This is a genomic window from Exiguobacterium sp. SH1S21, from assembly GCF_004337175.1.
Classification (GTDB): Bacteria; Bacillota; Bacilli; order Exiguobacteriales; family Exiguobacteriaceae; genus Exiguobacterium; species Exiguobacterium aurantiacum_A.
Genome location: NZ_SJUY01000009.1, coordinates 1 through 22,279 on the forward strand (window position 1 = coordinate 1; position 22,279 = coordinate 22,279).

At 49.9% G+C, this 22,279-nt stretch carries 24 protein-coding genes; 8 read left to right on the plus strand and 16 right to left on the minus strand.

What is annotated here, in order from left to right; translation table 11 throughout:
• Nucleotides 1-81: IS3 family transposase (locus tag EVJ24_RS15600; protein ID WP_131440828.1), on the plus strand; the 81-nt coding region annotated here is incomplete at its 5' end.
• Between the two features lie 60 nt (nt 82-141).
• On the opposite strand, the gene EVJ24_RS12065 is transcribed toward EVJ24_RS15600, so the two are convergent.
• Nucleotides 142-672 (minus strand): GNAT family N-acetyltransferase, encoded by a 531-nt coding sequence (locus tag EVJ24_RS12065; RefSeq protein ID WP_236637650.1) that lies wholly within the window; start codon nt 670-672, stop codon nt 142-144.
• A 16-nt stretch (nt 673-688) separates the two neighbouring features.
• A complete protein-coding gene (locus EVJ24_RS12070) occupies nt 689-1,540 on the minus strand; it encodes a CPBP family intramembrane glutamic endopeptidase (protein WP_131441480.1) in 852 nt (283 codons plus the stop codon).
• 162 nt (nt 1,541-1,702) lie between these two features.
• Between EVJ24_RS12070 and EVJ24_RS12075 the strand changes: the two genes are divergently transcribed.
• A complete protein-coding gene (locus EVJ24_RS12075) occupies nt 1,703-4,057 on the plus strand; it encodes a bifunctional diguanylate cyclase/phosphodiesterase (RefSeq protein WP_236637651.1) in 2,355 nt (784 codons plus the stop codon).
• Nucleotides 4,058-4,129: 72 nt separating this feature from the next.
• Here the strand turns inward: EVJ24_RS12075 and EVJ24_RS12080 are convergent, their stop codons facing one another.
• The 7 genes from EVJ24_RS12080 to glmS all read right to left on the minus strand — a co-directional run bounded on the left by EVJ24_RS12080 (nt 4,130) and on the right by glmS (nt 12,200).
• Nucleotides 4,130-5,275, minus strand: a complete 1,146-nt coding sequence (locus tag EVJ24_RS12080) for a mannitol-1-phosphate 5-dehydrogenase (protein WP_131441481.1) — start codon at nt 5,273-5,275, stop codon at nt 4,130-4,132.
• Nucleotides 5,272-5,706, minus strand: a complete 435-nt coding sequence (locus EVJ24_RS12085) for a PTS sugar transporter subunit IIA (RefSeq protein ID WP_071398919.1) — start codon at nt 5,704-5,706, stop codon at nt 5,272-5,274. The genes EVJ24_RS12080 and EVJ24_RS12085 overlap by 4 nt, the downstream gene beginning before the upstream one ends.
• A 43-nt stretch (nt 5,707-5,749) precedes the next feature.
• Complete coding sequence (locus tag EVJ24_RS12090) at nt 5,750-7,174, minus strand: PTS mannitol transporter subunit IICB (RefSeq protein ID WP_131441482.1); 1,425 nt, start codon at nt 7,172-7,174, stop codon at nt 5,750-5,752.
• 166 nt (nt 7,175-7,340) lie between these two features.
• Complete coding sequence (locus tag EVJ24_RS12095) at nt 7,341-9,368, minus strand: BglG family transcription antiterminator (RefSeq protein WP_158625526.1); 2,028 nt, start codon at nt 9,366-9,368, stop codon at nt 7,341-7,343.
• A complete protein-coding gene (locus EVJ24_RS12100) occupies nt 9,358-9,627 on the minus strand; it encodes a hypothetical protein (protein ID WP_071398922.1) in 270 nt (89 codons plus the stop codon). Before EVJ24_RS12100 ends, EVJ24_RS12095 begins: the two co-directional genes overlap by 11 nt.
• Nucleotides 9,628-9,768: 141 nt before the next feature.
• Nucleotides 9,769-10,260: a hypothetical protein gene (locus EVJ24_RS12105; RefSeq protein WP_071398923.1), complete on the minus strand. Its 492-nt coding sequence runs from the start codon at nt 10,258-10,260 to the stop codon at nt 9,769-9,771.
• A gap of 143 nt (nt 10,261-10,403) precedes the next feature.
• Complete coding sequence (gene glmS / locus EVJ24_RS12110; RefSeq protein WP_071398924.1) at nt 10,404-12,200, minus strand: glutamine--fructose-6-phosphate transaminase (isomerizing); 1,797 nt, start codon at nt 12,198-12,200, stop codon at nt 10,404-10,406.
• 411 nt (nt 12,201-12,611) lie between these two features.
• On the opposite strand from glmS, the gene EVJ24_RS12115 reads away from it, so the two are divergent.
• The gene (locus EVJ24_RS12115) at nt 12,612-12,947 is read left to right on the plus strand and encodes a hypothetical protein (protein ID WP_131441484.1); all 336 of its coding nucleotides are present in this window, start codon (nt 12,612-12,614) and stop codon (nt 12,945-12,947) included.
• Between the two features lie 36 nt (nt 12,948-12,983).
• Here EVJ24_RS12115 and EVJ24_RS12120 read toward each other — a convergent pair whose 3' ends face one another.
• The 7 genes from EVJ24_RS12120 to EVJ24_RS15315 all read right to left on the minus strand — a co-directional run bounded on the left by EVJ24_RS12120 (nt 12,984) and on the right by EVJ24_RS15315 (nt 16,964).
• The gene (locus EVJ24_RS12120) at nt 12,984-13,742 is read right to left on the minus strand and encodes an endonuclease/exonuclease/phosphatase family protein (protein ID WP_131441485.1); all 759 of its coding nucleotides are present in this window, start codon (nt 13,740-13,742) and stop codon (nt 12,984-12,986) included.
• Nucleotides 13,739-14,284: an AAA family ATPase gene (locus EVJ24_RS12125; RefSeq protein WP_161568753.1), complete on the minus strand. Its 546-nt coding sequence runs from the start codon at nt 14,282-14,284 to the stop codon at nt 13,739-13,741. The genes EVJ24_RS12120 and EVJ24_RS12125 overlap by 4 nt, the downstream gene beginning before the upstream one ends.
• Nucleotides 14,285-14,319: 35 nt before the next feature.
• Entirely contained in the window at nt 14,320-14,790 is a 471-nt protein-coding gene (locus EVJ24_RS12130; RefSeq protein WP_131441487.1) for a hypothetical protein, read from the minus strand.
• Nucleotides 14,783-15,292: a hypothetical protein gene (locus tag EVJ24_RS12135; RefSeq protein ID WP_131441488.1), complete on the minus strand. Its 510-nt coding sequence runs from the start codon at nt 15,290-15,292 to the stop codon at nt 14,783-14,785. The genes EVJ24_RS12130 and EVJ24_RS12135 overlap by 8 nt, the downstream gene beginning before the upstream one ends.
• Nucleotides 15,293-15,630: 338 nt before the next feature.
• Nucleotides 15,631-16,101 carry a hypothetical protein gene (locus EVJ24_RS12140; protein WP_131441489.1) on the minus strand — a complete coding sequence of 157 codons (471 nt, stop codon included), beginning with the start codon at nt 16,099-16,101 and terminating at the stop codon, nt 15,631-15,633.
• Nucleotides 16,085-16,534: a hypothetical protein gene (locus EVJ24_RS12145; protein ID WP_131441490.1), complete on the minus strand. Its 450-nt coding sequence runs from the start codon at nt 16,532-16,534 to the stop codon at nt 16,085-16,087. The genes EVJ24_RS12140 and EVJ24_RS12145 overlap by 17 nt, the downstream gene beginning before the upstream one ends.
• A gap of 1 nt (nt 16,535) precedes the next feature.
• Nucleotides 16,536-16,964 carry a hypothetical protein gene (locus EVJ24_RS15315; protein ID WP_145984894.1) on the minus strand — a complete coding sequence of 143 codons (429 nt, stop codon included), beginning with the start codon at nt 16,962-16,964 and terminating at the stop codon, nt 16,536-16,538.
• Nucleotides 16,965-17,599: 635 nt separating this feature from the next.
• On the opposite strand from EVJ24_RS15315, the gene EVJ24_RS12150 reads away from it, so the two are divergent.
• From EVJ24_RS12150 to EVJ24_RS12170, 5 genes are all read left to right on the plus strand, one after another.
• Nucleotides 17,600-18,310, plus strand: a complete 711-nt coding sequence (locus EVJ24_RS12150) for a GntR family transcriptional regulator (RefSeq protein ID WP_131441491.1) — start codon at nt 17,600-17,602, stop codon at nt 18,308-18,310.
• A 151-nt stretch (nt 18,311-18,461) separates the two neighbouring features.
• Complete coding sequence (locus EVJ24_RS12155; protein ID WP_016510548.1) at nt 18,462-18,809, plus strand: PTS lactose/cellobiose transporter subunit IIA; 348 nt, start codon at nt 18,462-18,464, stop codon at nt 18,807-18,809.
• Entirely contained in the window at nt 18,806-19,114 is a 309-nt protein-coding gene (locus EVJ24_RS12160; protein ID WP_070329088.1) for a PTS sugar transporter subunit IIB, read from the plus strand. Before EVJ24_RS12155 ends, EVJ24_RS12160 begins: the two co-directional genes overlap by 4 nt.
• A 15-nt stretch (nt 19,115-19,129) precedes the next feature.
• The gene (locus EVJ24_RS12165; protein WP_131441557.1) at nt 19,130-20,536 is read left to right on the plus strand and encodes a GH1 family beta-glucosidase; all 1,407 of its coding nucleotides are present in this window, start codon (nt 19,130-19,132) and stop codon (nt 20,534-20,536) included.
• An 11-nt stretch (nt 20,537-20,547) separates the two neighbouring features.
• The gene (locus EVJ24_RS12170; protein ID WP_131441492.1) at nt 20,548-21,876 is read left to right on the plus strand and encodes a PTS sugar transporter subunit IIC; all 1,329 of its coding nucleotides are present in this window, start codon (nt 20,548-20,550) and stop codon (nt 21,874-21,876) included.
• Nucleotides 21,877-22,279: the final 403 nt, after the last annotated feature.

Consider the following 22,279-nt stretch of genomic DNA (forward strand, 5'->3'; position numbering starts at 1 on the left):
ATATCGTTCTACAACCATGATCGTCTCCAGAAACGACTAAACGGCTTGAGCCCTGTCGAATACAGGGCTCAAGCCGCCTAGGCTGGTTTTCATTATTTACCCTGTCTACTTGACGGGGAGCAGTTCAGTTCAGCCAGGTCTCTATTTGTATTGCGTCACATCGCAACGCCAGATTTTATGAGGGGCACCGAGTCCCCAGTAATGGTCGATCGTGAGTAAAGGTGGACCCATCCGTTTTTCCCAGTACGTTTGCGCGGTCGGAAACCCCGCATCGAGATAAAAAATCGGCTGTCCCCTGATCAACAGCTCGTCCATCACGTTTTTAAGCAAGAAATGACCGACCCCTTGCCGCTGCTCGCTCGGCGTCACATAGATGCATCCGACTTCCGGTACGTCCGGCTCGACATCGAGATGTGCCGTGATAATCTCGTTCGGAGGAAGGATAGCCGCTGTTCCAACAATGACGTCGTCTTTTAGCACGACAAACAATTGGACAGTCTCATCATCCAAACTATCTTGAACGGTCGTATTCAAGCGCGCCACTTCCTCGTCCAACAAATCAGCGTCTTCAAACTGTTCCCGGCGGATCAAATCGCTCAGACTCTCCATAAACAAACGCTGGAGCGGTTTGACATCATCTCGTTCAAGCGGACGAAAGTTCAATATTTCCACTTCCCTCTATCCATAATCATACGTTTCTTTCTTTACCCGTGTCTCTGCCTACCGTAACGTTCTGTTGATGCGACCCTTCCACCGCCTCGAGCTGTTCGAGATGGTCATACCCGAGATGCCCGTGCGTCTTCCAGACGAGCACGATTGCCGTCGTGAACAACAAAAGCGTCAAATAAAGAAAACCGATTGAGACCTGCCCCGGCTCGATCAAGGGGACGAGGGCATACGAGACGTTAAACGTCGTATGCAGTAAAAAGGCCGCCCATAAGTTCATCGTCGTGACGTTGTATAACCACGAGATGATCAACGTAAACGATAGAATGGCGACGGCGTAAGTCCAAAACGGGAGGGATGCCTGTCCGGTGCCCGTCATCAAGAAGAGCGGAATATGCCAAACCGCCCACGCCACGCCGACGAACAGGCTCGCTTGGAGCGGCGTCTTGTTGAGTTGCAGCGCGTCGAGCAAATACCCGCGCCAACCATACTCTTGTTGAACCGTTCCCCCGAGAAATAACATGTAGAGGAAGTACGGGATGACGAGCCAAGGTTCGTTCAGCAGTAACGCACCGCTCGCATCGGTCAGCCAGTACGCGAGGACAAATAAGGACGGGATGAGCAACAGCCCGAACGCATAGTACTTACCGGCCATCCGCCACTCGAAGCCTCGCTTCAACAGTGTCTGCACCCCGCTCCACCCGTTTTCTCGAAACGCCATATAACTGCCGGCCACGCTCGGTCCGAACGAACCAATCAAGACGGTCGCTAGAATCGGCAAACTTGTCCACGTATAGAGCCCCCACCAGCTTAACCATGAGAACGCGAACGCGATGACGATAAACGTTATGACTTCTTTTCGTGTCGGAATCATGCGCTCCGCCTCCTTTTATATGTAGTTTACCCACTCTAGAAGCGACTTGCCTACTTCACCGGCAAAATATTTTTAACATATGAAGCAAAATGATAGGTCGGCTACTATTTGCCGAGGTATAATCAGAGTTACAATAAAATCACATTTACTAGCGAGGTACACATGGAACCAGTAGTCGAACACTCGATGAGTCACAATTACTTTCTCGTGATTCTTTCTTATATTATCGCCGCTGTTTCCGCTTATGCTGCCATCGAACTGGCACGCCGCGTGAACGCGACGAATCGCTCCACTCAAAATATGTGGATTTTGGCGGGCGGCGCCACCCTCGGACTCGGGATTTGGTCGATGCATTTCATCGCTATGCTCGCTCACGAGGCGTTGCGCCCCGTCACGTATTCGATCCCGCTCGTTTTACTGTCTGTCATCATTGCGATGGCCGGCTGTATCTTCGGCTTCTTGATCGTCTCGCGCCGGACGACTCATCCCGTATTGATCGGTGCAGGACTGTTGATGGGAACCAGTATCGCCAGCATGCATTACGTCGGCATGGCCGCGATTCAAGGCGTCGCGATTTCGTATGATCCATGGTTGGCCATGTTGTCGATCATTATCGCCATCGCGGCCTCACTTATCGCCTTATGGATCGGCTTCTACTCAAAGTATGCCAAACAAAAAATCGACCTCGAGCTGAAAGTGTTCTTTTCACTGCTCATGGGCGTCGCCATCTTCGGGATGCATTTCGTCGGCATGGCCGCGTCATCGTTCGCGTTCATCGAAGCGAACAGCCCGTTCGCTAATGCCGTCGAACCGTCGCTTCTCGCCTGGCTCGTCACGGCGATCACGGTCATCTTGTTTGCCATCTTCTTCTTGTCGCTCACGCTCGACCGTCACCTCAAAAAACGAGAACTCATCCAAGCGACGATTCTCGATTCGACGACAGATGCGGTCGTCACGACGACGAAAGATGGTATGATCCAGTACGCCAACACCGCGTTTTATCGTTTGTTCGACAAAACGGACGATACTTTTTTCCAAGACTACCACTCGTCCTTGACGATCAATCAACAGTTCTATGACCCAAGACGGGTCGAAATCGACGATAAGACGATTGAAGTGACGAGTTACCCGCTCAAAGGTGAAGCGATGGACCAAGTGCTCTGGTTTTTACGGGACGTCTCGGAGGCGATCGCCTCACAACGTCTCGTCGAACATATGGCGTATCACGATACGCTCACCGATTTGCCGAACCGCCACAAGCTCGAACGCATCCTTGCGGAACATATTCAAATCGAGGACCCGGTCGCTTGTCTTTACATCGACATCGACCGCTGGCGTTTCTTGAGTGATATGCTCGGACATCACGGTACGGACGAATTGACGATGCAAATCGCCGAACGTCTTCGCGTCACGATTCATCCAGATGACATTTTGACACGAGTCGGTGCTTCGGAATTCATTATCTTACTGTTCGATAAGCGCAGCACACTCGCCAAACAAAAAGCGGAGAAGTGTATTAAAGCGATCTCACAACCGTTCAATATCGACGGGACGACCGTCGAACTCACGATGAGCGCCGGCGTTAGCCATTATCCGAAAGACACGACGTCCGCGGACGAACTCGTCCAATACGCGCGACTCACCGTCCACGAATCGAAACGGATCGGGAAAAACCAAATCAAAGAGTTCGAAGACGAATCGAAGCATCAAATTTTACGCACGGTTGAGATCGAGAAAGCGCTCATCCACGCACTGGATCGTCACGAGTTCACGCTCGTCTATCAACCGAAAGTATCGCTCACGAAAAATCGACTCGAAGGCGTCGAGGCGCTCTTGCGTTGGAATCATTTCGAACTCGGCGATGTCACACCGACCGAATTCATCCCAATCGTAGAAAACACCGGACTGATCCACCAGATCGGCAACTGGGTCATGCGCGAGTCGTGTCTCGCTTGGGTACGGTGGAACAAGTCCGGCGTCAAGCCGTTCACGCTCTCAGTCAACGTGTCACCGCTCCAGTTCGCGCGTGAAGACTTCGTCGAGACGCTGCAAACCATCTTACAAGAGACCGGCATGGACCCGATGTTCCTCGAACTCGAAGTGACGGAATCATCGATGCTGTCGTACGAGGCATCGACACGCGATAAGCTCACCCAACTTCATCAGTACGGGATTTTGATCTCGCTCGATGATTTCGGGACTGGTTACTCGTCGTTCCGCCAACTGCGCGAACTTCCGGTCCAAGTGCTCAAGATTGATCGCTCGTTCATCGTCAACTTGTTCACAGACCGCAACCAAGAAGCAATCGTCCGCTCGATGATCCAACTCGGTCATAACCTCAACATGAAAGTGTTGATGGAAGGCGTCGAAACGTCTGACCAACTCGAATGGTTGCTCAATGAGCAGTGCGACTACGTCCAAGGCTTTTACTTCAGCCGTCCGCTTCGCGAGAAAGACGTCGTGAAGCACGTCAAATCGGTCACGACCTATATCGAGTTCGGAAAGACCCGGGCTTAAAAAGACTGCAGTTCGCTGCAGTCTTTTTGTATGCAAAAATCTCCTATGCCAAGGAGACATAGGAGATCAACTTTACGATACGCGTGCTTTTTCTTGCTCGCGGATCAAATGGTACTGCTCGAGAATGAGTTTCGTCAACGTGTCATCTTCATGCAACTGAAGGTACTTTTCCACTGTCGACAAGATACCGTCTTCTGCGATCGATAAATAAAGTTCAGAAGATTCCGAATCCTCAGGGTTGTAATAATTCAAGGCGGCGGCGATCCCGTAGGCAAGTTCGTTCGGCTCGATACCGTTGGCGATGAGTTCTCGTGCCGGTTTGACGAGACGATCACTCGGCCCAAGCTTACGAATTGGCGAACGGGCGACACGCGAGATTTCATCTTTCAGCTTCGGATTCTCGAAACGTTTGATGATTTTTTGAATGTATTGGCTGTGCTCTTTCGCTTCGAAACCGTATTTCTCTAAGAGCAGCCAGCCTGTCTCGTAAAGGGCGCCTTGGACGACTTGACGGACGCGGCGATCTTTTAACGCCTCGTCGATTGTACCTTTCTCAAACAAAGAGCCGATGTATGACGCGACGGCGTGACCAGTGTTGACCGTGAACAGCTTCCGCTCGATATAAGGTCCAATCTCGTCGACCCACGTCACACCATGAAGCGGGGGCCGCTCGGCCAATCCGTGCGTCTCAATGACCCATTCATAGAACGTCTCGACTTCGACGTAGAGCGAATCTTCGTGCTGTTGGAGCGGGACAATCCGGTCGACAGCCGCATTCGGGAACGAGACGTTCGCCGTACCGACACCGCCTGATACTTCAATCGCTTGTTGCAGCGACGCACTGCCCCCGATCATGTTCTCACAAGCAATCACATAGACCGGTGATTCCGTGTCCCGGTCACGCAACCCTTCACTGATAAGTGGAGCGACTTTTGGTAACAGTGTCGGTCCGATCGCTGTCGTGACTAAATCCGCATCGGCGATGAGTGATTTGACGCGTTCCGGATCGGTCAAGCTGTTGACGCCGCGTACCCGGTCGACGAAGACGTTATCGACGCCGTCTTCAGCAAAACCGACCTCGTAATACCGTTTGTCTTCAAGCGCTTGGATGACGGTATCGTTAATATCGACGAACGTGACCTCGTATCCGCTCTGATTTAATAGTAATCCGATAAATCCACGACCGATGTTCCCGGCCCCGAAATGTACAGCTTTCATGACGCCACCTCTTCCATAAATAGCGACAAGATCTCTTCTTTCGTTTTCGCTTGTACTAAACGCTCAACGTTATCCTCATCCGAACAGATGACCGCGATTTGAGATAGGAGTTCTAAATGTTCATCATCCACCCCAGCGATCCCGATGACGAGCTTCGCAGTTTGTCCGCCAAAGTCGACTCCTTCCGGTACTTGTAAAAAAGAGATTCCCGTCTTCTGAACGGCGGATTTCGCTGATTCCGTCCCGTGTGGAATCGCGACTTGATTCCCGATATAGACGTTTGAGAGCGCTTGGCGTTCATGCATCGCTTCTACGTAGGCCGGTGACACACAGCCGGCTGCTTGTAATACCGAGCCTGCCGCATTTATCGCGTCGGCCGTCGTGTTAAACGATTGATTAAGTCGAATCATCTCTGTCTGAATGAATGGCATTTTAGTTCCTCCTATAGCTCAAATCTGTTCTCTATCTACTGTTTTATGAGATTTTGCTGCGTTCTGCTTTGATTTCTTCAATCAATTGATCGTAGTATTCTGCGTTCAAGAAGTTCGTGACCGAACGGTGAATCGCATTCGGCACTTGCGCTTCGGCCCGGTCCGTCAAATCCTGATGGGTGATGACGAATTGAGCATCTTTTGGCAATTGGCTGATTGACGTGTTCGTCACTTTGATTGGCAAGTTCGACTTGTTCACTTTATTGCGAAGAACCGACGCTCCCATCGCACTCGAGCCCATACCGGCGTCACATGCGAAGATGATGTGGTCGATTTTGTCGAGGCTCTCCGTGTTCACGAGAGCAGATGCATAAGTCTGCTTCCCTTTCATCGCGCTGACATTTTGTGTCGCTTCTTCGAGTGACACTTCTTCGGTCGCACTTGATTTCAAGATGACACTTGCCACGGCAAACGTGACGGCTGCTGACAAGAGAATCCCAGCGACAAGTCCGACGTACGAACCGCGTGACGCCATCGCGAGAATCGCGAAGATACTACCTGGCGACGCTGGTGCGACAAGACCGACATCGAACAGGACGAACGTGAACACGCCTGTTGCGCCCCCTGCGATCATCGCAAGGATCAAAATTGGCTTCATCAAGACGTAAGGGAAGTAGATTTCGTGGATCCCACCAAGGAAGTGAATGATGGCCGCCCCTGGCGCTGTCCGTTTGGCTGCACCTTTCGCGAATACCATATAGGCAAGCAACAGACCGAGACCTGGTCCTGGGTTCGCTTCTAGTAAGAAAAGCACCGATTTCCCGGCGTCAGCGACTTGATCGACACCGAGCGGGCTTAAGATCCCGTGATTGATTGCGTTGTTCAAGAACAAAATTTTCGCAGGTTCGATGAACAAGCTAGCGATTGGCAGCAATTTTGCGCCGACGATCCAGTCAACACCTGCAGCCATGACTTTATCGAGCCCGCTCATAATTGGACCGAACACTTCGAAGCCACCGATCATAAGGAGACCACCGATGATCCCGACCGAGAAGTTGTTGACGAGCATTTCAAATCCAGCTTTGACTTTGCCTTCGATGAGGCGATCAAACTGTTTGATAACATAGCCACCGAGTGGGCCCATGATCATCGCCCCGAGGAACATCGGAATGTCCGTCCCGACGATGACTCCCATCGTGGCGAGCACCCCAACGACTCCACCTCGGACGTCGTGAATCAACTTCCCGCCTGTGAACCCGATTAAGAGCGGTAACAGATACGTGATCGTCGGACCGACGAGCTCAGCTAATTTTTCGTTCGGCCACCAGCCCGTTGGAATGAACAGGGCTGTGATAATCCCCCAAGCGATGAAGGCGCCAATGTTCGGCATGACCATCCCGCTCAGGAAACTCCCGAACCGTTGTACTTTGACTCGGACTCCGCCCGAGCCAGCTTGCGTATTCGCCATGGATAAAACCTCCAGTCGTAAATTGTGAATGCGTAATCGTGTTGTGTAGCTAACCGGTTTGTGCTCTACACCTGTATTGTAGACTCGAGGTAAGCGCTTACTCAATTCAATCCAGTTCGTTCTTTGGCAACGTTTCATGCCAAACAAAAAAATGACCGCGAGTGGGTCATTTTTCATATAGCGTGTCTTGAATCAGTTTCTTCATACATTCATGAAGCAAGAGACGCAGTTGTTTCTGTGAACCGGTACTATATAAGTTCATATGGTCTTCGCTCTCAATCAGCGACCCGCTAACGGCACTGAGAAACTGCAGTTCGACGTCGCTCGCTTCTTCCGGCGCCAGCAGGACGAGTAGACGGGACACCGGTTCGGTCGACTGGTCCATCATGAGGAGCGGGATCGACTGCTTCAAATCGAAGGCGAATACGCTCGCACGCTCGATTGACGAATGGCGACCATGGAACAAGGCGAGCTTCGTCCCCGGGATACCAAGCCCCGCGACTTCGTGACGTCGCAGCAATTGCGCGGACAGTTGGATGCCGCTTTGGACGAGATCACGTTCTTCTAACCGCGTGCCGATGTCGAGCAAGATGTCCTCGAGCCGTTCGCTATTGTCGAGCGTGACGAGATCGAATTGTTCATCCATCCGTTCGAACGTCTCGACGAGTTCTCCGAGCTCCGTGAAGTCGAGCATCGTTGAATGATGTTTTTCTTTCGTTTGAAACGACTGTGGGAGTGACAAAAGCAAGTGACGGACGCGCTGGACTTCCTCGTTCGTCAAGAGCGGGTTAACAATAAGTGTGGGCACCGCGAGCGGTGGGAGTGGAATCGTCGACAAGATGACGTCATAATCGTCGAGCCGGTGCTGCTCGAGCCCGAACAACGACGAGTTGACGACGTCTTGCATCTCAGGAAACTCCTGCTTGACCCGATTGACGAGCATCTTCGATGAGCCGAGTCCGGCCGAACAGACGACGAGCGCCCGGTATTCGCGGCGCCGCACCGGTTTGACAAGAGCGGCCGCGAAGTGCATCGCCCAAAACACCGTTTCGTCTTCTGTGAACGTATTCGTCCCAAAGACGATGTCGGCCGCTTGTTGGATAGCAGACCGTAAGTTCGGATAATCGCGGTCGATGTGCGGACGGACCGTATCCGTATCCGGGAGTGCTTGCGTATTCATGCTCGACAAGATGTGGGCAATTAGCCCTTTCTCGAGGGCGGCATCGTCTGCGAACGCGAAACCGTGGATGAGTGAGACGTGATGAATCAGCTTGTGGACTCGAATTTGCATGACCCAGCGCTCTTCCTCATCTTCTTTCATCTGTTCCTTCAACGAGCGCAACCGGTTGGCCTCTTCGGCGAACCAGACCCGTTCCGCCATCGAGAACGGCGTCCCGAGTGCCGTCTCCATGGCGTGGGCGACTTTCAAGTAGTCGTCCGAGCGTCCTTTCGTATACATCTCTAAGAAGAAACCGGCATCCAGCCGGGCTTGCTGTACCCCGTAGGCGAACGTGACACGCATGATGGTGCGGTCGTCCATCCGCTCATACGGATGTTCCTTCAAATAATCATAGCCGTCGCGGAGTGCTTCGAGCATCGCTTCACACGGGACCGTCTTCAAAAATGCCGGAATATAGTCGTCCTCACCACGGACGAACCGATAGAACGCGAGCGTGTCCCAATGAGCGAGGAGCGCATTGATCATCAGCTTCCGCTTTTCCGCTTCAAGCCCGAGCACTTTCGCACCGACGCCTTTCTTGCGTTCGACTTCGAGATGGTACTCGTCAAACCAACGATCGAGTTTTTCTAAGTCTTGCGTCAGCGTGCTTGGTGACACGTGCATCTGTTTCGCGACCGCCTGCAGTTTGAGCATGTCTTTCTCAAACAACAGTCGCCACGCCAGTTCAAAGATTCGGTCCTCGGCTGTTGGGATTGCCTCGGCCGAGAGAATCAAATCTTCCCGTAGTTGTTGTTTTGCATCCGAGCGGCCGATTAGACTGAGTCCGTGACCTCGTTGCCACGCCAGCTCCAACTCGAATTCTTTTAAGACGCCTTCGAGTAATTGACGCTCACGCTGAATCGTCCGCTCAGACAAATGAACCGCTTGCGCGATCTCCGCGAGCGGTGTCGATGTTTCAGTTGCTAATAGATGTAGTAAAATCGAGCGCTCCCGGGCGCTCCACTCATGCTTCATATTCATTCACCCATTCCTCGACGACTTGTCGGTATTCCTCGAGCGACAGCATATGGTTGACCGAACGAACGTATGCCGTCGGATGTGTCATCACTTCTGTACCTTGTTGATAGATGATTAAATCAACCGCCGCAGGCACATCTTCATAAGTTCCATGTGTGACGTGACACGTCATACGCCCCGAAGACGCCTGAGCAAACAACTTTGCTGCCATCGCACTCGTCACGAACCCACATGGACAGGCAATGTATACGTTCATGTCCAACCTTCTTTCGTCGCTTATCTTTATCTAACCATACGATGGAACCGCTTACTTCACCTACTATTTTGCTCTTTGTCAAAATTATCGGCAAGCAGTAAAAAGCATCTCTCCTCAATCGGAAAGATGCTTTATCTAAAGTTAAGCGGTCTTCAGGCGTTTTCGTGTATGAATCGACTTCATGACGGCACGTGCAATCGGTTGGGCGAACAACAGCTCGATCCAAAACGCGATGCCGAAATTACGGAACCACGTCGGGAAAAAGTGTTCGAGCGTACCGAAGTTGATCTCGCCCATACCGATCCATGGTCCGATGATGGTCATGACGAACGAGATCATCGAGACGTTTAGGACGATGTTCAACAAGATGCGTGCGTTGAAGCCGTCCGTCTGACCGGCAAACCGGTTAAACAGTATGCCGGCTAGCGGCTTCACGATGAAACGGATCAACACGATGAGCGCAATCCAAGCGAACGGGATGATTTTGAGCGTATCGACGTAATGAGCGACACTAAAGCCACGCTCCATGCCGACGATGATCGGGGCAATCGTGTTCACAGATAAAATCGAGATAATCAACATGAACAAAACGCCTTCTTTTGGGTTTTGAGGTAACCGGTCTTCCAAGTGCATAATAAAGCCTCCGTACACATATGATTTCAGATGGTAGACGTATCTTGCGACATATATTTTCGGTACGAAACCGATATCTCTACAAACTGATTTTCATAGTGTAGCAAATCGGAGACTAGCTTCGTAAGCATTATTTTTTATTTTTATTCTACCGTCACCGATTTTGCCAAGTTACGCGGTTTGTCGACGTCACAACCTCGGGCGAGCGCGGTGTAATACGCCATCAGTTGGACAGGGAGCACGGTGATGAGTGGCGCGAGAATCGGTTCCACGTGCGGTAAGATGAACTCATCATTCTCGTGCTCGACGCCTTGCATCGAGATGATACACGCATTGGCACCACGGGCGACGACTTCTTTGACGTTGCCGCGGATGTTCAAGTTCGTCTTCGGTTGCGAGATGAGCGCGATGACTGGCGTCCCGTCTTCAATCAAGGCAATCGACCCGTGCTTGAGTTCTCCACCCGGGTAGCCTTCCGCTTGAATGTACGAGATCTCTTTTACTTTGAGTGCACCTTCGATACAGACCGAGGCGTCGAGTCCGCGACCGATAAAGAACGTATTCGGTGTTGTCTTTAAGTAACGTTCCGCCAAGTCTTCGAACAGCTCTTTTTGTGACATGACCGAGTCCATGATCGTCGCGACACGTGCGAGTTCCGGCATCAAGTCGAACGGCAGCTCTTTCCCGTTCGCACGAGCGATGTCATAAGCGAGGATCGCGAGCACCGCGATTTGCGCCGTGTACGCTTTCGTCGACGCGACCGCAATCTCGGGGCCGGCGTGGAGGAGCATCGTCTCGTTTGCTTCACGGGAGAGCGTTGATCCTGGCACGTTCGTCATCGTGAGTGCTTTGTAGCCGCGCTTTTTCACTTCGACGAGGACGGCACGGCTGTCGGCTGTCTCTCCAGACTGTGACAAGAAGACGAACAGCGGACGGTTGCTTAAGAGCGGCATATTGTAGCCAAATTCAGACGAGACGTGCACCTCGGTCGGGATACCGGCAATCCGTTCTAAAATGTCTTTCCCGACGAGTCCGGCGTTGTAGCTCGTGCCACAGGCGACGATGTAGATGCGGTCCGCTTCCGAGACGAGCGAACGGACGCCTTCTGTCAGCTCGATGTCGCCGTTCTCGTTCTGGTAGTGTCGGATGATGTTGCGGATGACGGCCGGTTGCTCGTCCATCTCCTTCAACATGTAGTGCGCGTACGTTCCCTTCTCGATGTCTGACGCATCGATCTCGGCCGTGTACGGCGCACGTTCAAGGATTTCGCCATCGAGCGTCTTGATCGTCGCCGACTCACGCGTCAAGATGACGATCTCGCCGTCATGGAGCTCGAGGTACTGGTCCGTCACTTGGAGCATCGCCATCGCGTCCGACGCGACGACGTTGAACGTGCCATCACCAAGTCCGACGAGGAGCGGCGACTTGTTCTTCCCGATATAGAGGCGCTCACTGTCCTCTGAGTCGATCATCGCGATCGCGTACGAGCCGTGGAGCTCTGAGAGCGTCTTACGGAACGCCGCCTCGACGTCATTTAGCACGACGAAGTTCTTCTCCATCAACTGGACGATGACTTCCGTATCCGTCTCTGACAGGAACGGTGCGTCGATCGTAGCCTTGATCTGCTCGTCGTTCTCGATGACGCCGTTGTGGACGAGCGTAAAGCGGCCCGTCGTGCTTTGGTGTGGGTGGGCGTTCGGTACGCTCGGTACCCCGTGTGTCGCCCAACGCGTGTGACCGATGCCAATGAAGCCTTCCGCTTCGACCGGTACGATGTCACGTAACGCGGCAATCCGTCCGACTTCCTTGAACACATGGACATCGTCACCGACAAGCGCGATTCCCGCTGAATCGTAGCCACGATACTCAAGCTTCTCGAGTCCCTTCAATAAAATCTCTTTCGTTCCGACTCGACCGATCATCCCTACAATTCCACACATACAAAAATCTCATCTGTATTCGATTTCTCGAAAAAGGAAACGGACTTTTTCGAGTGCTGTCAACGCGCTCCCCTTTGGCCGTCCGGTCACCCGAACGTTTTAAAAGAACACTTTTAGTCGTGACAGGCGACTAGAGGGTATCCGCCGAAACCTCGATCACCCTCGTCCTCGTCAACTCCGTAGAGTTCTGGCGCTTTTCCTTCATAGCTGGCCGTTTCTCCAGATACCCTTTCATGCTAGTCGTTCAACATAATCCACGGATAGTATTTTCATCACATCATCGTTCAGTACTTTTTTACCGTTCACGTAAAAGTCACCACTTTCACTAAAAAGCCATTTTTTTGGAGGCTTGTCCGCCTGACACGGTTCGTGCATGATAATAGTATATAGAGATGAAACGGAGGAACGGATATGAGCGGACTCTTTCTCGTCATCGGCATCACCTTATCGATTCTCTCGAAGTGGCTGCAGTTTAACGGACAGGATGCGCGCGGAGATGCGCTTGTATTTCCGGCTGCATTCTTTCTCGGCTTGGCGCTGTTGTTCAGCTTGCCGTTCTTTAAAGAGTGGTGGGAGGAACCATCAAAGCGACCGAAAGCGCTCCGCTTCGCTGGGCTCGCGGCCGGTGGCATTCTATCGTTCCAGTTGTTCGCCTGGCTCGTCTTCGGACAAGCTCAGTGGCTCGGTGCACTGTTCTTAATCCCCTTCCTCGGCTGCCTTTACTTCATCATCCGTACGTTCAAATGAAAACGGGGGAAGCGCTCATCATGCGCCTCACCGTTTTTAGGGAATGTCGAGGTCGAATAGAACCCCATAATGATCACTCGGCAGAATATTAGTTTTGCTAACGGGTGCATTTCCGAACACGTCAACGTTCGTAATAAGCAGTGAGTTCACTTCAGCGTGACGCAATAAAATCCAATCATAGCGCGAGGATTGTTTCGATAAGGAATCCTGTTGCAAATATGGATTATGTGTATAGTCCAATGTCGGTTGCGCTCCTCCTTCATCGTACTTGGCGACATCGACCCACCGGTGTTCGGTCAAATAGTGATGGTTCTCTGACTGCGGGTCATCATTGAAGTCCCCGCATAAAATTTCGTACCGCTCCTCCTCGCCGATCCATTCGTGAACCGCCTTCATTTGTGCTTCCCGTATGTCCGACGACCTCCAATTTAAATGGACGTTCGTCAATCCGAACACGTGGCCTCCTACTTGGAACGTTACCCTCATCGCACAGTAGTTTGCTTCTTCTACCTCGTAGTGCCAAATCGCATCATTCGTATCGAGCGGAACTTTACTTAAAACGGCGAGTCCTTCATCCGGTGAATCGGGATAAGGATGAAACACACAAAACGGATATCCCGTCTGATTCGCGATATATGTTGCGACATCGATTCCTGTTTCGCCGTCTATGTATGTTTTAACTTCCTGAAGCGCGAGCATGTCAGGGGCAACACGTTTTACTTCCTCACAGATGGCCCCGATTCGCTCGTGCCATAACGTTGGATTGTTCCAAATGTTAAAGCTTGCAATCCTCATTCTATGCCTCCATTTCGATGGTTCTGTTTCAACAAAAATTGTGCGCTATCTTGAATCAGTTCAATCGTCCGAGTCAACTCTTCTGTCGTGTTATCAAGATAATAGGGACCAGGTGCGCCCGAGTTCAGAAACTCGTTCCGTAAAATGAGGACACGTTCCCCCATCTGTGAACCCGCCGGCCTGTGCTGATCGCGTTGGAAATGAACGTCTTGCTCTGCCCATAAGATGACGTATCGCACTTCAATCCCTTGTTCAATCCAATGTGACGTATATGTCTGTACATCGTTCCAAAATGCGATCCAATCCACGACGACGTCATAATCCGCCGCAAGAAAGTTATCGCTCAAGGAAACGATGTTTTTCCAAACAAGTTCATTCGCACGCTCAGACTCCCAAGGTTTTTCACGACCCGAGACTGCCATATGACTAATTTCATCGCCTGAAATGTATGCACTTTTCTTCATCTGTCGAGCGAGCTGTTTTGCGGTTGTCGATTTCCCGACGCCGGCAGGTCCCGAGATAATCCATACTTTCTGCTTCATCAAACTGTTCCCCCTAAACATTTAAGAGGAAGCGCTCAAGCGCTCCCCCACTTTCGTTCTTCTCGTAATTCGGCTTCCGTGACGTAGTTGTTGTCGAGAGTGACCATGTGACGTTCGTATAAACGATGTCCCCCCCACGACAAGATTCCACCAACTAAGCAGATTATGAGAAACATCCTATAGGTCACCATTTCCATTGTGAAACCGTATAGGAGAACGATAATCAATGGATAGGACATAATCCCGATATACGTATGGGCGTGCACGAGTCGTTTTGCGTCATCTGACGTCAAATAACGCTTTTTCACATTTTCACGTTCCCAGTCTTTTTTGAGTGCTGGAATACTTGTCAGCACTGCAACAACAACAAGTAGAATCGACGGAATCCACTCATTTTCCGAAGCAAGTTGTAACATGAACGTCAATGTCGCCGTCATAAAGGCGACTCGCCATTTTCCTGAATCGTCAATCGCCATCAGTTCCCGCATTTGAGTGCGCTTATCCATATCGTTCTTCCTTTTCAATTTCCCGCGCTTCTTTAATTGCTTTGATATCTTGATCCGTCAAATAGTTCCCATCATGTTTTTGAATGATACGGTCGAGCCATTTTCCAAAGAACGTCGCTCCCCAGAAAAAGGCTTGTGATAAGAGAAACGCTTGGAACGATTGTGGTTGCTGTGTTTGATTGAACGCGACGATGCCATAAAAACCAAGAGCGACAAGTCCAAATAACGAAGCTGTATACCGTAGCGTCAACAGCTTTCGCGCCTTCTCATTTTTCACGAAGCGGCGCCACATTCGGAAACGCATCACCTCTGTCGTGACGACGAGACTAAATATTGAAAATATGAATATCAGGAAAAACGAATCCGGCATCTCCCAATACGACGCATAAGTCAGCATGCCGATGATTGCTGCGACCACAAAGATCCCAACGCCCCAGCTTGTCCACTTATCCATTCGCAACACCGTATCAATCTGTTGTTTTGTTTGCGGTGAAAGTTCCATTATGATTTCATCCTTTCAATCACTTCATCATAAGTCGGTATCGTCGAATCACAAACCGTGATTTTTTGCTAAATGACGCATTCGAACCATTTTGCCAAATCCTCGACCGCCGGAAAAGTAAGTTGGGAAGCGAAGAACATATAGAACAATTGTGAGCTCGTCGATTCACTCGGCAAAAGTATGGCGAGCACCGGATACAAACCTACCGTCACAATGCTATCAGAGAGCGTCCAATACGAACCATAAAATCAAGAAGCTAACGACAGGACCGAATCTAATAGTCTCAACATCGCATCCGGTCCAATGCTCTACTTTTAAAATCGTATTGATTTGTAATTTTATTTTTGGTGATAGTTCCATGCGTCTTCCTCTTTTTCCAATATATCTAAATATGTTGGCAACTGCGGTTGATGCAGATCGATTCGTTGTTTCCATTTTTTCTCCCGATAAGATCCTGTTAAACTCCAAAGGGCGACTACGCCGCCAGTTAAAATAAAGGCACCCTCGTTTACATACAGCGGAATGAACAGCACAAATAATGAAGCGGCTCTAATCCAGCAGTCAACGAGTCGGTAACGTAACACCTGCACGACAGCTGCATGCTCTGCAAAGGCACGTACTACTTGATATTCCACGTATCCTTTATAGGCCATTCCCATAGATACGACCAACATGACTGGGATGACCCACATCGCCTTTGTCCATAACATAACGATGAACGAGATTAAGAAAATGAATAGGATCGGCCAGCCAAAAAGCCGTTCGAATTGTTTGGCACGTTCTAACGAGATATCAAATTGACGATCCATTTGGAACCCTCCCTTCAATCACTTCCTCATACGTCGGTAGCTCTGGCTCAACTTGTTTGAGTTTTTTGACAAACCACTTCTGCCGAAGCGGACTCAACACTCCCCATATCCCAAAAAAGAGACCGATTAAGAGACCGAGTTCTTCCGCTGTCAGCAGCGTCACCATGAGTACCGTCAACAAAATCGCGTCCACCCATTCAAAAACGTATTGGATCATGAGGATCCGATGAGCCTTAGGCTGCTCCGTCATCCTCCACATGATGCGCATTTCTTTATAGCCTGTCACGATGATTATGAAAGAGAGCGAACCTATGATGGGAATGAGCCACATTTTTTCTAGCAAGAGGGCGACGATGAAAGCTGTGACATACAGAATGAGAACGGGTGCACCATAACGTCGCATCCGTTGAACCCATCTCACGTCACGCTCCATCTTAGATCGCCTCCTTGTTTAAATGTTTATACTCTATATCATGGTGTTTCGTTTGCGTTTCAACGTTCCACGTCCATAGTAAGGCACCTCCGATGAATATCATCACGCATACGTACGCTACGTTTGATGTGAACAAAATTCCATAATTGAATACAAGAAAAAATGCGACACTGTTTATGCCGTCTCGAGCAAGTTGGCGACGATACAATCCCTTCAATTCTGGGTGGAATGTTAGGCGCATGCGATAGCGTTTCATATATAAAATATTGAGTGGAATGAGTGTACACGCGATGTACAGGGCGCCCCACTTGAGTTCATCCGTCCATAAACTGATCGGTAGCATCAGTACAAGAAATGTTCCAAAAAGACCAAAAACCCATTGGTCGAAAAGTCGGGCCCACGCTTTCTCTTGCGTCATTCGTTCACTCATCGTATTTGTCGTCCCTCCTCTGATTGCTCTACCAATGGGACACGTTCATTTAACTGCTTCTGGAATGAGCGGCCGAACACTACCCATAGGAGCAGTACAATGAATACCGTCAAACTGTCATATTTCAAGAGGAGGAGCGCTACAGTTATTGACATGAGAATCGTCGAGTTCACCAAATCATATGTGAGATTCCACTTAAGTGATCGCACTATATCTCGTTCACTTATATGTGCACGACGCATCCGATATTTTTTCACGTCCAACACAAACATGCCGATTCCGATCACGACAAACGGAATGGTCAACCATAAGTAACTTCCGAAGTAGGATATAGCAAGCGCCATTAATGCGAACGCAAGGGAGGTATAGCTTATACGAAGAGGTAAATTCCCCCACGTATCCTCCTCCATATACCAACGTGTCTTATTCACTTAAAGCACACCCTTTCTTTACAATGCTCACCTTACTCATACGTGCTCTTTCACTCAATCGTTTCATATTTTCCAAATATTCTCGCAATGAATCGTTCGACGTTTTTCAACAATTGGCGAATGATTTACGACCGCTGCAAATAATTTCTGCTATACTGATAGCGTATTCATTCCTATAAATTAATGTGAAAGGTGCAAACAGTCATGGCCCCAAAGTATAAACAAGTCGCTGAACAGATTGAGACGGATATCGTCAATCACGTCTATCAACATACGAACAAGCTCCTCACGGAAGACGAGTATGCGACGAAATACGGTGTCAGCCGCAACACGGTCCGGAAAGCGATCGAGATTCTCGTCAATAAAGGCTACGCCTATCAAGTCCAAGGGAGCGGCGTCTTCGTACGTGACCATTACAACAGCGATTATGTGAACCTCGAAAAACTCCAAGGTCTCACGAGCGACTTCAGTGGACGAAAAGTCGAGACACGTGTCCTCGCCTTTGAGGAGACGACGGCGAACGAAGAAGTGGCGGAACGGATGAAGTGTCCGATCGGGACGCCTGTCTATTACGTCAAGCGGCTACGTCTCGTCGACGACCACCCGTTCTCGGTCGAAGATTCGTACTTCCGGAAAAATCTCGTCGTCTATCTCGACCGAAACATCACCGAGAAGTCGATCTATAACTACTTCCGTAACGACCAAAAGCTCGCCATCGGTTTTGCCGACCGCGTCATTTACGCCGATTTCTTGAACGCCGATGATGCCGTTTTACTCGGGTTGAATGAGAACGATCCGGCCCTTCTCGTCGACAACACCGTCTATTTAACGAACGGTCAAATCTTTGACGTATCACGCTCGACACATCATTTCCGCCATGTTAAGATGCTGAAAGTCTCTAACATCAAGTCTTAAACGCACTCGAGAGGTTGATCTCGCGTGCGTTTTTTTCGTTCACATTTTATCCAAAAAGAAAGGGTTTACATGTAAGCGGTGTCGTGCTAGTATCAAACTATAGAATTTGTACCTATGAATCTTAGTTATCCATACAAAAAGGAGAGATAATATGGTTTCTGAAACAATCGAAATTACACCCGAAGACATCTTCGGTCTAATCGCCCTCTCGGGTGACGCGAAAGCAAGTTACCACCACGCAATGCTCCTCATGCAAGAAGGCAAGCCAGAGGAAGCGGCTGAAGCGGTTAAAGCCGGCGACGCGACATTGAAAGAAGCACACGCTATCCAAACAAAATTCGTCACGCTCGAAGCACAAGGGAAAACGGCGACAGTCGGCGTCCTCATGGTGCACGCGCAAGACCACTTGATGAACACGATCCTCGTAAAAGAGATGCTCGGCTACATGATGAACATGCAAAACGAAATCAACCAATTGAAAGGAATGGATCAAAAATGATGAAAATCGGACTCTTCTGCGCAGCAGGTATGTCAACAAGTATGTTAGTAGAAAAAATGAAAGCGGTTGCCGCTGAACGTGGCCTCGAGGCAGAAATCGCAGCCTACCCAGAATCAGAAATGGAAACGTACGTGAACGACCTCGACGTCGCTCTTCTCGGACCACAAGTGAAGTACTTGCTTTCAAAAGGCAAACAGATCTGTGAGCCAAAAGGCGTTCCAATCGACGTCATCAACACAGTCGACTACGGCATGATGAACGGAACGAAAGTATTAGACCACGCACTTAAGCTTGTAAATAAATAAACTGAGGTGACCACTTTGAAAATGCCAAAAGATTTCTTGTTCGGCGCTGCTTCGGCTTCTTACCAAGTCGAAGGCGCATGGAACGAGGACGGGAAAGGACTCTCAAACTGGGACGTCTTCTCGAAAATTCCTGGAAAAACATTTGAAGATACGAACGGCGACGTCGCAGTCGACCATTACCATCGTTATAAAGAAGACATCGCGCTCATGGCCGAAATGGGACTCGAATCATATCGCTTCTCAATCTCATGGCCGCGTATCTTCCCGAACGGCACAGGGGAAGTAAACGAAAAAGGACTTGAGTTTTACAACAACTTGATCGACGAGTGCTTGAAGCACAACATCGTCCCGTTCGTGACACTCTACCACTGGGACCTCCCGCAAGCGCTTGAAGAAACAGGCGGCTGGAAAAATCCAGCTACGGTTGACGCGTTCGTACGTTTCGCCGATACTTGTTTCCAATCGTTCGGTGACCGCGTCCGTCACTGGATCACGTTCAATGAAGCGGTCATCTTCTGCTCGCTCGGCTACTTGACTGGGGCACACCCACCAGGTATCGAAGGCGATGTCAAAGGTTACTTCCAAACGACACACCACGTTTTCGTCGCACACGCCCGTGCCGTCGAGTTGTTCAAACAAAACGGTTACGAAGGTGAAATCGGCATCACGCACGTATTCAACCCGGCCTTCAGCATCGATGAAGCCGAGGAGAACAAATTTGCGGAAATGCACGCGAACGCTTATGCGACGCACTGGTTCTATGACCCGATCTTGAAAGGCGAATATCCAGAATACGTCGTGAAAGGACTTGAAGAGCAAGGTCTTCTCCCTGAAATGACAGCTGAAGAGCTCGAGCTTCTCAAGCGTACAGCTCCGATGAACGACTTCATCGGTCTCAACTACTACAGCCCGCAACGCGTCATGAAAAATGACTCAGCGCTCGTTATGGCCGGTGGTCGTGAGAACTCGACAGGCCGCCCAGGTAACCCATCGTTCGACGGCGTCTACAAGACAGTCATGATGGATGACAAGGTATATACGAAATGGGCATGGGAAATCTCACCGGAAGCGTTCCTTGACGGCATGCACATGTTGAAGGAGCGTTACGGCAACGTGAAAATCTATATCACCGAGAACGGTCTCGGCGACGTCGATCTAATCGTTGACGGCGAAATCCTCGACGACCCACGTATCGAATACATCGAAGGCCACTTGCGCGCTGTGAAACACGCCGTTGAACAAGGCATCAACGTCGCAGGTTACTATGCTTGGTCGGCAATCGACCTTCTCAGCTGGCTCAACGGATATAAGAAGCAGTATGGCTTCATTTACGTTGACCACGCGAACGGACTCGCACGCAAGAAGAAAAAATCGTTCCACTGGTACAAAGACATCATCGCCACGCGCGCTGAAAACCTATAAGGAGGTTCCCCATGAGCCGCTTAGAAAGAGTATTTGAAAAGTTCACACCAGGTTTCGTTCGATTTGCGAACGCAAAGCCCGTCCTTGCAATTAAGGACGGGTTCATCCTGACAATGCCGATGACGATCATCGGTTCACTGTTCCTACTGATCTTGGCGTTACCGATTCCAGGTTGGGCCGAGTTCATGTCAGGATTGTTCGGAGCCGATTGGACGCTCCCACTCACGCAAGTCGTCGGTGCGACGTTTGACATCCTCGCTTTGATCGGGGTATTCGGAATCGCTTACTCGTACGTCAAAAACGAAAAAATCGAAGGCGTACCAGCTGGTATCCTCGGAATCATCTCGTTCTTGATCATCACACAAGCATCTGTCCTCTCTGAATCAGGAGAAGCAGTCAACGGAGTCATCCCGAAAGTATGGACAGGTGGACAAGGTGTCCTCGCTGCCATCGTCGTCGGTTTAGTCGTCGGATTCATTTATTCGCAATTCATCAAACGCGGGATCAGCATTAAAATGCCTGACGGTGTCCCACCTGGTGTTTCGAACTCATTCTCGGCACTCGTTCCTGGTCTTGCTATCATCGCACTTGCTGCTGCGACGTTCGCTGTCTTCCAAGCGGTTGCAGAGCGTACATTCACAGAAGTCGTCTATGATGTGCTTCAAGCTCCACTTCAAAACCTGACAGACACGCTCGCAGGGGCAGTCATCATCATGGTTCTCATGTCAGTCATGTGGTGGTGTGGAATTCACGGTGCCGCAATCATCATGGGTATCATGGGGCCACTCCTTACAGCAAACGCGCTTCAAAACCAAGCACTCATCGATGCGGGTGAAACACTCGTTGCCGGTGAGAACGCTAAAATCGTTACAATCCAGTTCCTCGACGTCTTCACGAAGCTCGGTGGTTCAGGAATCACGATCGGATTCATCATCGCCACACTTATCGTCGCCCGTTCGGCTCACTTGAAACAGCTCGGTAAGCTCTCGCTTGCACCAAGTTTGTTCAACATTAACGAGCCGGTCATCTTCGGGATGCCGATCGTGTTCAACCCGATCATGTTCGTACCGTTCGTCATCGTACCTGCAATCGCATCGTTCATGGTGTACTTCTCAATTCTTTGGGGCTGGGTCGATCCGTTCAACGCACTTCAAGTGCCGTGGACAACACCACCGATCATCTCTGGTTTCTTAATCGGCGGATGGCGTGCAGCGCTCTTGCAGATCGTCACGATCGCAATGGCCGTAGCTGTCTACCTCCCGTTCGTCCGCATGCAAGATCGCGTCTCGTACGGGGAAGAAGTGAAAGCACAAGAAGAAGCAGACAAAGCATCAGCCTAAGCAAAAAACGACAGCCCTTCTCAGCGGTGAGAAGGGCTGTTATATTTAGGAAAATGTCTATGAACGTTGAGCGTCCTTGCAACGTCTCGAACTCAAAATCAAGCTCCTCCGTTTCGTCAATGGTCATCTACGAATCGAATACCAATTTAGTAATTTCATTCTACACCAGGCTATCGCTATTAGCGTTTTGTATTCACTTCGGAGTGTTCTACTTAATTTATAGTTCATTAAAACAAAATCAGAATAGGTTATAAATCTCAATATAAGCCCATATTCTATTCTTATTGAAAGTCATTCGCAGTAAATATTCTTTTAACAAATTTGATTAATCCCATTTTTGGTGTTCAGATTGAGATTTTTTATAAGTATATAGCAACTGAGCCAAAAACATAATTAATAATAA

Bases quoted from the DNA above. Each gene is read 5' to 3' on its own strand.
- EVJ24_RS12070 (WP_131441480.1), bottom strand. From the start codon at position 1,540: ATGATTCCGACACGAAAAGAAGTCATAACGTTTATCGTCATCGCGTTC.
- EVJ24_RS12075 (WP_236637651.1), top strand. From the start codon at position 1,703: ATGGAACCAGTAGTCGAACACTCGATGAGTCACAATTACTTTCTCGTG.
- EVJ24_RS12080 (WP_131441481.1), bottom strand. From the start codon at position 5,275: ATGAAAGCTGTACATTTCGGGGCCGGGAACATCGGTCGTGGATTTATC.
- EVJ24_RS12085 (WP_071398919.1), bottom strand. From the start codon at position 5,706: ATGCCATTCATTCAGACAGAGATGATTCGACTTAATCAATCGTTTAAC.
- EVJ24_RS12090 (WP_131441482.1), bottom strand. From the start codon at position 7,174: ATGGCGAATACGCAAGCTGGCTCGGGCGGAGTCCGAGTCAAAGTACAA.
- EVJ24_RS12095 (WP_158625526.1), bottom strand. From the start codon at position 9,368: ATGAAGCATGAGTGGAGCGCCCGGGAGCGCTCGATTTTACTACATCTA.
- EVJ24_RS12100 (WP_071398922.1), bottom strand. From the start codon at position 9,627: ATGAACGTATACATTGCCTGTCCATGTGGGTTCGTGACGAGTGCGATG.
- EVJ24_RS12105 (WP_071398923.1), bottom strand. From the start codon at position 10,260: ATGCACTTGGAAGACCGGTTACCTCAAAACCCAAAAGAAGGCGTTTTG.
- glmS (WP_071398924.1), bottom strand. From the start codon at position 12,200: ATGTGTGGAATTGTAGGGATGATCGGTCGAGTCGGAACGAAAGAGATT.
- EVJ24_RS12115 (WP_131441484.1), top strand. From the start codon at position 12,612: ATGAGCGGACTCTTTCTCGTCATCGGCATCACCTTATCGATTCTCTCG.
- EVJ24_RS12120 (WP_131441485.1), bottom strand. From the start codon at position 13,742: ATGAGGATTGCAAGCTTTAACATTTGGAACAATCCAACGTTATGGCAC.
- EVJ24_RS12125 (WP_161568753.1), bottom strand. From the start codon at position 14,284: ATGAAGCAGAAAGTATGGATTATCTCGGGACCTGCCGGCGTCGGGAAA.
- EVJ24_RS12130 (WP_131441487.1), bottom strand. From the start codon at position 14,790: ATGGATAAGCGCACTCAAATGCGGGAACTGATGGCGATTGACGATTCA.
- EVJ24_RS12135 (WP_131441488.1), bottom strand. From the start codon at position 15,292: ATGGAACTTTCACCGCAAACAAAACAACAGATTGATACGGTGTTGCGA.
- EVJ24_RS12140 (WP_131441489.1), bottom strand. From the start codon at position 16,101: ATGGATCGTCAATTTGATATCTCGTTAGAACGTGCCAAACAATTCGAA.
- EVJ24_RS12145 (WP_131441490.1), bottom strand. From the start codon at position 16,534: ATGGAGCGTGACGTGAGATGGGTTCAACGGATGCGACGTTATGGTGCA.
- EVJ24_RS15315 (WP_145984894.1), bottom strand. From the start codon at position 16,964: ATGAGTGAACGAATGACGCAAGAGAAAGCGTGGGCCCGACTTTTCGAC.
- EVJ24_RS12150 (WP_131441491.1), top strand. From the start codon at position 17,600: ATGGCCCCAAAGTATAAACAAGTCGCTGAACAGATTGAGACGGATATC.
- EVJ24_RS12155 (WP_016510548.1), top strand. From the start codon at position 18,462: ATGGTTTCTGAAACAATCGAAATTACACCCGAAGACATCTTCGGTCTA.
- EVJ24_RS12160 (WP_070329088.1), top strand. From the start codon at position 18,806: ATGATGAAAATCGGACTCTTCTGCGCAGCAGGTATGTCAACAAGTATG.
- EVJ24_RS12170 (WP_131441492.1), top strand. From the start codon at position 20,548: ATGAGCCGCTTAGAAAGAGTATTTGAAAAGTTCACACCAGGTTTCGTT.